Source organism: Picosynechococcus sp. NKBG15041c (assembly GCF_055380235.1).
In genome coordinates this window covers 1,924,478-1,936,636 of the sequence record NZ_AP040363.1, presented here as the reverse complement: position 1 = coordinate 1,936,636, position 12,159 = coordinate 1,924,478, and the positions used below count along the sequence as shown (strand labels likewise).

Below are 12,159 nucleotides of genomic sequence, written 5' to 3'. Positions count from 1 at the left end.
CTACCACCACAGATCACAAAAACCATGACCAAGGAAAAACCCGCCGTTTTCTATAACCGTATCATTGACAAAGGTCGCCTCAAAAAGTTGATGTCCTGGGCCTACACCAGTTTTGGTTCAGCCCATTGCGCCACCATGGCAGACGAACTTAAGACCCTCGGTTTCCGATATGCCACCCAGGCGGGGGTATCCATTAGTGTGGATGACCTCCAGGTGCCCCCCATCAAACGCCAGATGCTCGAGAGCGCCGAGCAGGAAATTAAAACCACAGAAGCGCGCTACTCCCGCGGTGAAATCACTGAAGTTGAACGTTTCCAAAAGGTAATCGACACCTGGAACAGTACCTCCGAAGCGCTCAAGGACGAAGTAGTCAAAAACTTCCGGGAAACAGATCCCCTCAACTCCGTCTACATGATGGCTTTTAGTGGGGCGCGGGGTAACCTTTCCCAGGTGCGTCAGTTGGTAGGGATGCGGGGTTTGATGGCGGACCCCCAGGGGGAAATTATTGACTTGCCCATTAAGACAAACTTCCGGGAAGGTCTTACGGTCACTGAGTACATTATTTCCTCCTATGGTGCCCGTAAAGGTCTGGTCGATACTGCACTGCGCACAGCTGACTCCGGGTATTTAACCCGTCGTTTGGTGGATGTTTCCCAGGATGTCATCGTACGGGAAGAAGATTGTGGTACGGCACGGGGTCTGACCCTCCGAGCGATGCATGATGGTGAGCGGGAACAAATTTCCTTAGAAGATCGCCTCTTTGGGCGCATTCTGAATGCCGATGTGATCGATCCCAAAACAGGGGAAGTCATTGCCCAGCGGAATCAGGACATTGATTTAGACTTGGCGAAAAAAATCGCAGATACGGTAGAGGTAGTCGAGGTGCGATCGCCCCTGACCTGCGAAGCCGCCCGTTCCGTTTGCCGCAAGTGCTACGGTTGGAGCCTGGCCCATGGCCATATGGTTGATATGGGTGAAGCCGTGGGGATTATCGCAGCCCAATCCATCGGTGAACCGGGAACCCAGCTCACCATGCGGACTTTCCACACTGGGGGGGTATTTACCAAAGAAGCAGCCCGGACGATTAAAGCCTCTAAGGCCGGGATTATCCAGTTTAAAGATGGCCTCAGCACCCGTCGTTTCCGGACGAGCCATGGGGATGAGGTAGAACAAGTAGAAGTTGCTGGTACCTTGGTGATCAAGCCCAGCGATAACGGCAAGATGATTAGCCACCCCCTCTCACCGGGTTCGATGATCTGGGTCTTTGAAGGCCAAGCCGTGAAAAAAGGCGAACTCCTCGTCGAAGTCGGTGCGGGTCAAAAAACGCAAAAATCCACCGAACGCGCTTCCAAAGACGTTTCCTCCGATTTGGCTGGGGAAATTCTCTTTGACCAAAACCTGGTGGCTGAGGAAAAAACCGATCGCCAAGGCAACACCACCCGCTCTGCCCAAAGAAGTGGCTTGATGTGGGTGCTTGCCGGGGATGTGTATAACTTACCTGCTGGGGCAGAACCCGTTGTTGAAAACGGCACCCATGTAGAAGTTGGCGATATTCTGGCGGAGACAAAATTGGTTTCCCTCTCCGGTGGAGTTGTGCGGCTGGTGCCCAACAGCCGGGAAATTGAAATTGTGACCGCTTCCGTTCTGCTGGATGAAGCTAAGGTGCTCCACGAAACAGGTGGCGGCTCAGAGCAATATATTATTGAAACGTCTAAAGGAGATCAGTTCCTCCTGAAGACCGCCCCGGGCACAAAAGTACAAAATAACGCCAACATTGCTGAATTAATTGATGATCGCTACCGGACGAAAACAGGCGGGATTATCAAGTATGCGGGTGTTGAGGTGGCCAAGGGCACTAAAAAGCAAGGCTACGAAGTCATCAAAGGCGGTACTTTGCTATGGATCCCCGAAGAAAGTCATGAGGTGAACAAAGATAGCTCTCTCCGCATTGTCGAAGACGGCCAGTATGTCGAGGCGGGTACAGAAGTTGTCAAAGATATCTTCTCCCAATCTGCTGGGGTTGCAGAGGTTGTCGAGAAAAACGACATCCTGCGGGAAGTGATCATCAAACCCGGTGAATTGCACCTCACCGAAGAGGCGATCGCCGACAAATACCATGAGCAATTGATTCAACCTGGCGAGGAAATTCTCCCCGGTGTCACCATCGACAAACTCAGCTATGGCGAAAAAGTGATCAGCACCGAAGGGGTTGCCCTTCTCGTTCGGCCAGTCGAAGAATTTCAGGTGGATGAAACCCCGGTTGAACCCTCCCAAGGTTCGATCAATGAGCAGGGAGCTGGCCGCAATATTCAGCTCCATTCTGTCCAGCGCCTATTTTTTAAAGACGGCGAACGGGTAAAATCCGTCGACGGAGTCTCTCTCCTCAGCACCCAACTGGTGATCGAAATTGGTGCCATTGAAGGGGAAGATGAAGATGTCCTCTCCAATCTTTATGCGGATATCGAGCTGCAAGACGACCCCACTGACGATGAGGTGAAACGCCTCCAGTTAGTGATTCTTGAGTCTTTGATCCTCCGTCGAGATTCCGACAACGATCCCTTTGGGGGACAAATCCATACCCGCTTGATGGTAGAGGATAACCAAGAAATCCCCCCGGGAGCCGTAGTCGCTCGCACCGAAATTCAATGTAAAGAACCTGGTGAAGTCCGGGGGATCCCTTCGGGTCAAGAAGCAATTCGCCGCCTACTCATCGTGCGGGATGGCGATCGCCAAACCCTCGAAATCCAGGGCGAAGCAAAGGTCAAAGAAAATGACCTCATTGTTGCTGGCACAGAGATTGCCGAAGGTGTTGTCGTTGAAGACTCCGCCCAGGTCCTAAAAGTTAGCGACACCGAAGTTGTTCTCCGCCATGCCCGTCCCTACCGCGTCTCTAGTGGTGCTGTTCTTCACATTGATGAAGGAGACTTGGTTCAGCGGGGAGATAATCTTGTGCTCTTGGTCTTCGAACGGGCAAAAACCGGGGATATCATCCAGGGTCTACCCCGAATCGAGGAACTTCTCGAAGCCCGTAAACCCAAAGAAGCCGCTGTTTTGGCCCGTCGCCCTGGGGTCTGCCAAGTGGAATACGCCAACGATGAAACCGTAGATGTAAAGGTCATTGAAGATGATGGCGTAATCACCGAATATCCCATCGGGATGAACCAGAGTGTGATGGTGGTTGATGGTCAGCGAGTCGGTGCAGCAGAAAGATTGACGGACGGCCTCAATAACCCCCACGAAATCTTGGAAATCTTCTTTGAGTACTACGCCGAAAGTAAAGGCATGTACGAAGCTGCCCTCATCGGTTTGCGTGAATCCCAGCGGTTCCTTGTCGAAGAAGTACAACGGGTATACCAATCCCAAGGGGTTGATATTTCTGACAAACACATCGAAGTGATTGTGCGTCAGATGACGGCAAAAGTCCGCATTGATGATGGTGGTGATACCACCATGCTGCCAGGTGAGTTGATCGAACTGCGTCAAGTGGAACAGGTCAATGAAGCGATGTCCATTACCGGTGCAGCCCCAGCCCGTTACACTCCTGTTCTACTCGGGATCACCAAGGCTTCCTTGAATACCGATAGTTTCATTTCTGCAGCGTCCTTCCAGGAGACGACCCGGGTGCTCACCGAAGCCGCGATTGAAGGGAAATCTGACTGGTTGCGTGGTCTGAAGGAAAACGTGATTATTGGTCGCTTGATTCCGGCGGGGACAGGTTTTGCCAGCCAAAATGACTTCGTGGATGAAGGTACAGGGCGATCGCCGAATGGCTATAGCAATGTAGTTGCCAGTGACAATGGCGCAGGTCTATCGAGCCGTTCCTACGACGATCTCGATGGCAGCGAAATTCTTGACGACCAAACAGCGCGGGCCTTTACCGAAGGAAAAGCAAATCACACGGACATTATCTCCGGTGATGAACTCATCTCCGATGCGACGCCAATTCCTTCGGATGCGGCGGGTCAAGCTGCCGTCATTGATGATGATGCGATGATTGATGACAATTGGCTGAAGGAATAATCAGGGAGATTTGATCCCAGTAAATTTCTAAAAAAATGGATCAGCTTCCAGGGCTGATCCATTTTTTTTGTCAAGCCAAAAATTGTAGGCTGGCTGTCTGATATTAGTGATATCAGGGGGTGAACACTGGATGTGATTTTCTGGCCCAAGCGATTAGATTATTGCTGCCCAGGGCGATAGAAAGGTTTTTTAACCACTCGGGCCGGGTACAATTTGCCCCGAATCTCAATCTCAACAGCCTGGCCGACTTGACTGAATGTCGGTGGTAGGTAGGCCAAGGCGATCGCCTTTTCGAGGATAGGGGACAGGGTGCCACTGGTCACAACGCCAACTGGCGTGCCACTGACTAAAACAGGATAACCATGGCGGGCAATGCCCCGTCCTTGCATCTCTAGGCCCACCAACCGCCGCTTGAGCCCCTCTGCCTTTTGGGCTTGTAAAATTTCCTTAGCAATAAAATCATCTTTTTCTGACCAATGGATCAACCAGCCTAAGCCTGCTTCTAGGGGGGTTGTATCATCATCCATATCTTGGCCATAGAGATGCAGGCCGGCTTCTAGTCGCAAAGTATCCCGCGCCCCCAGACCACAGGGCACTGCCCCGGCCGCTTGTAAAGCTGCCCAGAGTTTTTGACCGGCGACGGGATTAAGCATCACTTCAAAGCCATCTTCCCCGGTGTAACCTGTGCGGGCAATGAAAGCCATTGCGCCCAAAATTTCCCCTTGGCCATGGTTGAATAATTTCAACGTACTTAAATCTAAATTTTTCACCAAAGGCTGTAACGTCGCTGCGGCCTTTGGCCCCTGAATTGCCAGTAAAACATTGTCTTGGGAAACATCCGTTAGGGTAATGCCCTGGGTTCCTAAGTGGCCCGCTAACCATGCCCAATCTTTCTGGGTAGTGGCCGCATTCACAATTAAAAATCCTTGGTGATCTCGAAGAGATCCGCTCTGCGATATGCCTTGGTGATAGTAGATCACATCGTCAATAATGCCCCCGTGATCATTGAGGAGGACTGTATATTGCGCTTGACCTGGGGTGAGACGCCCCAGGTTAGATGGCACAAGTTTTTGCATTGCCGCAATTAGATTTTTCCCAGCCAACTGGAACTTACCCATGTGGGAAATATCAAACATCCCCACTGCTGTGCGTACGGCTTGGTGTTCGGCCTTTAAGCCTCTGTATTGGACGGCCATTTCCCAACCAGAAAAAGGGACAAATTTAGCGCCGCCGGTAACAGCCAAGTCGTAGAGGGGGGTGCGATGTAATGCCATAGGACTTACCCAAAGGAGATGATCTCCCATGATAAAGGCTTCCTAGAAAGGAATTTCATCGTCTGGGGCTGGGGGTTTGGCGGGGCGACCCTGAACTACCGGTGTGGTCGTTGATGGGGGAGCGGCTGGGCTTGGTTCTGGTACAGGGATCGGGATCGGGGTTTGTACTTCTTCCTGGGGGACTAAATGGGTGAGTTCAATCACTTCCCCAGCAAAAAATTCGGCAAATTGTTGGGCGATCGCCTGGAGATTACTTTCTTGGGGATCAGCCTCTACCGAAGGTTCTGGGGCAATTGTGGCGGGTGTTATGGGTGCGACTGGTGCCGATATTTCTGGGGGGGAGGCGACAGATTTGATTTCTGGTACAAGAGGAGGGGGCACTTGGGGCGCAGCCATTGCCCTTGGTGGTGGCGGGGGGGCGATCGCCCCGGGATTTTCTTTTAAGGGGAGCGTTGTTGGGCCTGAATTCATGGCCACCGGTGCCGCAAGGGGATAGGCTTCATCAAGATCATGGCCCATTTGGAGAATCACCCTAACCGCCTGACCAGCAATTTTTTCAAAGGCCTCTTCCAGTTGCGTCGTTTTACTTTGGGCGATTTTTAAGAGATTCGGACTTTTGATCCCCACCAGGGCGCTATGGCCAGAAAATTGGAGCAATTTGCCATGGTCTTGAAATAAAGATTGACTCAAGAGTGGCAGTTGGGCAACGATCCCGCGCCATAATTCCTCCCGTTCGAGGTTAGAAATGGCGCTCCCTGTCGTGGTAGTGGAGGATGCGGCACTGGCGATCGCCCCATTATTAAGCGCACTTTGGGATTGTTGGGGAGGGGCTGGAGGACTGTTTTGGGGTGGTGACACTGGGCGATCGCCATTAACAAACTCAGGAGTCAATGGCCCCCCTGGAGGCGGACTAATCCCCGGAGAAGCCAGGGGTGGAGGGGGACTTTGGATCGGTGCTGTCACCGGAGACACAACCGGAGGGGGAGAGGGCTGAGACTCTACATGCGGGGCTGTGGGAACCTGCCCAAAGGGATGTGATGGTGCTTCTGGTTTCGAGGACGGTGGGGGGAGGACCGCTGAGGTTGAGCGACTCAACGGTGGGGCGATCGCTGTGCCTTGGGTTTCGGTCTGGTTCAAAGCACCGGGCAATAGTCCCAGGAGCGTAATTTCTAACCAGAGACGCGGTTGGGTTGTATTTTTGAGTTGATATTCGCTTTCCTTAAGCCGTTGTTGCCCCTGCAAAATGGTGGCCGTGGGCCAAAAATTAGCTTCCTCACAGAGGGCCACCCAAGTCGGTTGGGTCACCGCCATGAGATCATTCCGCTGCGGCGCTGTTTTTGCGATTAGTAAATTGAGATAAAAACTCGCTAAATTTTGGAGCACAACTAAGGGTTCTCGGCCTCGATTAAGCAAACTGCGACATTGTTGAATCACAGCCTCTGGACTGTCGTTGCGAATGACTTGGATCAGGTCCAATAAGTCCCGCTCTGGCACCGCACCCACCAGATCCCACACCTTATCGGGGGTAATTTCACCAGCGAGCAGGCTCAACTGATCAAGCAAGCTTTCTGCATCTCGCAGTCCCCCGTTGGCAATTTGGGCAATCAGAGTCACAGATTCGAGGGGAATCTCAATATTTTCGAGTTGGGCAATTTTTCGCAAATGCCCCACCATCGCGTCGAGGGGAATGCGGCGATAGTCGAATCTCTGACAACGGGAAATAATCGTCGGCAAAACCCTTTGGGGATCGGTCGTCGCTAATATAAAAACCACATGGGCAGGCGGTTCCTCCAGGGTTTTTAATAGGGCATTAAACGCCGCTACGCTGAGCATATGGCATTCGTCAATCACATATACTTTGTAGCGACATTGCACCGGGGCAAACTGCGATCGCTCGATTAATTCTCGAATATTATCTACACCTGTATTACTGGCCGCATCAATTTCGATCACATCTAAAGCAGAGCCATTGGCGATCGCCCGACAGACTTCACATTCGCCGCAGGGGTTTGGGGTCGGATTAGCTGAATTTAAACAATTGAGAGATTTGGCCAGAATCCGAGCGCTAGAGGTTTTCCCGGTTCCCCTTGGCCCTGAAAACAAATAGGCAGGGGCAATCCGTCGCTGTTCGAGGGCATTACTCAAGGTCGTGGCGATCGCCCCTTGACCAACCAACTGCGCGAAAGTCTGGGGGCGATATTTGTGGTGGAGCGGTTCGTAGGCCATGGAAACGGTCAGACGCCAATAATGCAGGATAGGGTTATCAACAAAATAAAAAAGGATTGGGATCTACAATCAGATTCCAGAAATCAGGGAACGAACGACATAGAATGGGTGAGTACAAGCAACAATTCGAGCAAGCAAAAGGATTATTAAGGATATGGCGGGTTGGTTAAAAAAGCTATTTTCTCCCTCTCAAGGTCAGGGGCAAACATCCACCACAGACCTGCCACCCCTCACTGATGCAGATTTTGAATTTCTTTTCGAGCAACTTCTCCAGGGTATTGCTCGGGGTTGGCAGCCCGATCGCCTGGAGGTATTTATCGCCGATCTTGGGGTTCGGGGCAAAGTCACCGCCTGGGAAGCTTGGCTAGAACGCTACAGTACGAAAATACTAGCACAATCTCCTCCCCCCCAACAACATCTCATCGGGACAAGACTATTGTTTGTGGGCAATGCCTTCCGCAATTCTCCGAAGTTGGGGCGTTTTGCGAAAGCTTTTGCCGAGATCGGTCAACAGCTTGTGACAGGACGCGGCAAAATTACCGCGACAATTTGGGAGTATGACGGTGTCGATGCCCTCGCAGAAACTGAGGCGATCGCCGCACCAGCCCCAGAAATTATCCTCGATCCGAGAACCCTCCTAGAGTCAGAACCAACATCAGCGCTTGCAGCGACTCCCACCGCAGAGATTGCCGGAACCCCTGATGCCCCTGAAACCATAATATCGCCGACTGTTGTTGAGGCCGAGGTAGAAGTGGCCGTGGCTGCCGAAGAATTACCAATGGAAACAGAGACAGAAAGCCCCATTCCAGCAACCACCACAGAAATGGCTGAAGCCAGTGAACCAAAAGACTTGGGGCCAACCATCGAGGCCCTATTTAAAGAGGGTTTAGCCAAAGCAGAGGTGGGAGACTTTTCTGGGGCGATCGCCGCCTGGGATCAAGTCATTGCAATCCAGCCGACCATTGCCGAAGTCTGGCATAACCGGGGGAGCGCCCTGGGCAAACAGGGGCAGTATGCAAAAGCCCTCAGTTCCTTGGAACAAGCATGCCAATTAGCCCCGGATAATGTCTTAATTTGGCGGGATCAAAGCTATGTTCTCATGGCCCTTGAACAGTGGGAAACAGCCCTCAAAAGCTGGAATCACACCATCGAGTTGCGGGATGACATGGCGGAGGCTTGGTATCAGCGCGGTCTCACCCTAGAGCAGCTCCACAAGCCCGAAAACGCGGTGATCAACTATCGGCGTGTCCTGAGTCTCGTTCCAGAGTTTGAAAAAGCCCAGGAACGTTTAACCGCCCTAGAAGGCATTGGCGCTAATCCTGCGCCTGTGACCGAAGCAACGGATCCTTGGACTGATTAGACAGTTTGCACCGTTGCTGTCTACGGATGACAACCTATTTTTTCTCTATGGCACAACAACAATTGATTGACTGTATTTACACTGATGGTGGCTGCATCCATAACCCTGGCCCCGGCGGGTGGGGTGTGGTTGTCCAATTTACCGATGGTTCTGTGCTTGAAATGGGCGATCACCAACCAGAGACCACCAACAATCGCATGGAAATGCAAGCTGCGATCCAAGCCCTTGAGTATGTTCGTGAATGCGATCAACAGGAGCCCATGCGTCTCTTAACGGACAGTAAATATGTGATCGATGGGATCACGAAGTGGATCAAAGGCTGGCAAAAAAAAGGCTGGAAAACCGCCGCCGGCAAACCAGTCCTCAACCAAGACCTCTGGCAACGACTCCATCAGCTCAATCATCCCCAAATCTCCTGGTGCCATGTCAAGGGCCACAGCGGTGAACCAGGCAACGAGCGGGCCGATGCGATCGCCAATGGTTTTGCCCGGGGCCAAAAGCCCCACCTCCGGAACAACCAAAGCGCCTCCATGCCGAAAAATCTACCAAAATCAAGAGGTAACCCCCCAGAAAGCCCTCGACAATTAACCGTAGACTTTCCCTCGGTAAATCTCTTACCATCCAATCCATCTCCTAAGGAAATCACTATGACTGAAACCCAGAGTTTTGTTTCTGACGATGCCACCACCGATTCTCACCATGAGCGGGTGCAACGGTTAACCGATGTCATCGAAAGCCTCCGCATTGCCGACGAAATTGCAGAAAATGGCTATTTCATCAGTAGTTCTGAGCTGGCAGATTTGATGGATGTTAACGCCAGTGCTGTCACCAGTCGCGGCCATGAGTGGACATGGCGCAATTGGATTGTTTCCCGTGTGAAACGTGAAGGCAATCAAATTCTCTGGCAACTAGACCGCATCATTGGTGGTGATGAGACGACGGCCTAAACTCACCTATGACCGAGGCACTCTCATTCTCCATCCCCCACCCCAGGGCAAAGTCTGGCTTGATTTTGTCACCTGGGATGACCGCATTGAAAAATTTCGACTTCTGGCGCGGGACTATCGGCCCCTAGTGGAGCGCCTCCGCCAAGAGTCGATTGATTTTATCGATGAGGCCCAACAATTTTCACCCTTAGATTTGGTCACAGAGCTGTCTCAAGAGCCCTACCCCCACCAACGGGAAGCGCTCTTGGCTTGGAAAAAAGGCGATCGCCAGGGGGTCATCGTACTGCCCACTGCCGCCGGGAAAACCTATCTAGCCCAGTTAGCGATCGCCAGCACCCCGCGCACCACCCTCGTCGTAGTCCCTACCCTGGATTTGATGCACCAGTGGTATGCCCAGCTTATCCAGGCCTTTCCTAATGTCGAAATTGGTCTCCTGGGGGGCGGCTCCCGCGATCGTAGTGCCATTCTGATTGCCACCTACCACAGCGCCGCAATCCATGCCGAAACCCTAGGCAATCGCTATGCTCTGATCATTTTTGATGAGTGTCATCATTTACCCAGTGATTTTTTTCGGGCGATCGCCGAATATTCCATCGCCCCCTATCGCCTCGGCCTTACCGCCACCCCCGACCGTAGCGACGGTAAGGAGAGCGATCTCCAGCAACTCATCGGCCCTGTGCTCTATAATCGCACCCCCGCGTCCCTCGCTGGCCAAGCCCTCGCTGACCACCAGGTCATTCAACTCAAGATTCCCCTCAGTGAAACCGAAGAAGCGCAGTATCACCAACTTATCGCCACTCGCAATCAATTTTTGCGCGATCAAAATATTCGTCTAGGTTCCCTCAAGGGTTGGCAAGCATTTGTCGCCGCCAGTGGCCGTTCCACCGCCGGGCGCCGTGCCATGTTAGCCCATCGCCAAGCAAAAGATATCACCGCTGGTACTGCCGGAAAATTACGCACCCTCGCCCAGTTGCTCCAACAGCACTACCCCGCACAAATCCTGATTTTCACCCATGACAATGCCACCGTTTATCAGATCTCCGAAAACTTCTTAATTCCGGCAATTACTCACCAAACCCCAGTTAAAGAGCGACACCAAACCCTCAAAAAATTTCGCCATGGGGTCTATCCCGTTTTAGTCACCTCCCATGTCCTCAACGAAGGAGTTGATGTGCCCAATGCACGCATTGCGATCATCCTTTCAGGAACAGGATCAACCCGGGAATATATCCAACGCTTAGGTCGTATTTTACGCCAAGGAAAATCAGGAACAAAGTTGGCTCTTTTATATGAATTGGTATCAGAAAACACAAATGAAGAGCAACTTTCCCAGCGGCGACGGGGCTCCCTGACCCCGACTGAAACACACCTCACAACCCTCTCTAAAAAAGAAATTTCACTCAGGGCAGCAGAGTCCAAAGCCCTTTACAAGGAAGGATTCCAAGGGAGTGCTACACCCACCGAAGAGGAATGATTTAAATGATTTTTTCAAGCACAAAAAAGTCAATAAAGATTCGATAATGACTTTGTTATCTAAAAAAAGATCTGCAAATATTGTTAACCAAAATATAACTCAATCTTTTGTGGATTTTGGATTTATAATGTAAGAATGTTCATCACAAAAGATTGATATAAAGAAATCCAATTTTAATATCCTATGCAGTTATTCCATCAGTCTCCCCAGAAAGAACGTACCCATTTTGAGCGTTCTCTCCAGCGTTTAGAACAAGAAGTTTTGCGGATGGGGGCGTTGGTTGAGCAAGCTTTCCGGTTGGGTCATAATTGCCTCTTTAAGGAAGATTTGGAGGCTTACGAAACACTCCGGGCTTTGGATAAGGAAATTGACCGCTATTATCGTCAGATCGAAGCCGATTGTTCGGCGATGCTGACCCTTAAAGCACCAGTGAGTCAAGATTGCCGCTTTGTCAGTGCCTTTATGCAATTGGTGCGAGATCTAGAGCGGATTGCGGACTATGCAGAGGATTTGGCAGAAAAAGCTATTCGTTTGGTTCCCTATTCACCCCATGGGTTAATGTCAGAGATTGAAGGGATGTCGGAACATGCCCAACTAATGTTGTCGACGAGTTTGGTCGCCCTCGCAGAACTTGACCCCAATGCAGGGCCCTATGTGAAAAAGCTAGATGACCGGGTGGATGATGACTTTGACCGCATCTATGCGGCCCTAGCCCAACAGCAAAATTTGCCGGGGATGATTGAGCCGTTTATTTTGATGGCGCTGATTATTCGGGACCTAGAGCGTATGGCTGACCATGCAACGAATATTGCCCAGCGGGTTTCTTACATTATTACTGGCCAACGGACTTAGGCGAAG

7 protein-coding genes and 1 pseudogene are annotated in these 12,159 nt (G+C 51.5%); 6 read left to right on the top strand and 2 right to left on the bottom strand.

What is annotated here, in order from left to right:
* The first annotated feature begins 24 nt into the window (after positions 1 to 24).
* On the top strand, positions 25 to 4,020 hold the full coding sequence (locus tag ACZ45B_RS09295; protein ID WP_024546600.1) for a DNA-directed RNA polymerase subunit beta': 3,996 nt from the start codon (positions 25 to 27) through the stop codon (positions 4,018 to 4,020).
* A gap of 158 nt (positions 4,021 to 4,178) precedes the next feature.
* Here ACZ45B_RS09295 and gcvT read toward each other — a convergent pair whose 3' ends face one another.
* Positions 4,179 to 5,294, bottom strand: a complete 1,116-nt coding sequence (gene gcvT / locus ACZ45B_RS09290; RefSeq protein WP_024546601.1) for a glycine cleavage system aminomethyltransferase GcvT — start codon at positions 5,292 to 5,294, stop codon at positions 4,179 to 4,181.
* A gap of 42 nt (positions 5,295 to 5,336) precedes the next feature.
* The gene (locus tag ACZ45B_RS09285) at positions 5,337 to 7,520 is read right to left on the bottom strand and encodes a DNA polymerase III subunit gamma/tau (protein WP_024546602.1); all 2,184 of its coding nucleotides are present in this window, start codon (positions 7,518 to 7,520) and stop codon (positions 5,337 to 5,339) included.
* Between the two features lie 154 nt (positions 7,521 to 7,674).
* On the opposite strand from ACZ45B_RS09285, the gene ACZ45B_RS09280 reads away from it, so the two are divergent.
* The 5 genes and pseudogenes from ACZ45B_RS09280 (at position 7,675) to phoU (ending at position 12,153) form a co-directional block, all read left to right on the top strand.
* On the top strand, positions 7,675 to 8,880 hold the full coding sequence (locus ACZ45B_RS09280) for a tetratricopeptide repeat protein (RefSeq protein ID WP_024546603.1): 1,206 nt from the start codon (positions 7,675 to 7,677) through the stop codon (positions 8,878 to 8,880).
* Positions 8,881 to 8,906: 26 nt separating this feature from the next.
* Positions 8,907 to 9,311: pseudogene (locus tag ACZ45B_RS09275) on the top strand (ribonuclease H family protein); the annotation flags it as partial.
* A 216-nt stretch (positions 9,312 to 9,527) separates the two neighbouring features.
* Positions 9,528 to 9,827 (top strand): hypothetical protein, encoded by a 300-nt coding sequence (locus ACZ45B_RS09270; RefSeq protein ID WP_024546605.1) that lies wholly within the window; start codon positions 9,528 to 9,530, stop codon positions 9,825 to 9,827.
* Complete coding sequence (locus tag ACZ45B_RS09265; RefSeq protein WP_024546606.1) at positions 9,811 to 11,301, top strand: DEAD/DEAH box helicase; 1,491 nt, start codon at positions 9,811 to 9,813, stop codon at positions 11,299 to 11,301. Before ACZ45B_RS09270 ends, ACZ45B_RS09265 begins: the two co-directional genes overlap by 17 nt.
* Positions 11,302 to 11,484: 183 nt before the next feature.
* Positions 11,485 to 12,153 carry a phosphate signaling complex protein PhoU gene (gene phoU, locus ACZ45B_RS09260; RefSeq protein WP_024546607.1) on the top strand — a complete coding sequence of 223 codons (669 nt, stop codon included), beginning with the start codon at positions 11,485 to 11,487 and terminating at the stop codon, positions 12,151 to 12,153.
* Positions 12,154 to 12,159 lie beyond the last annotated feature (6 nt).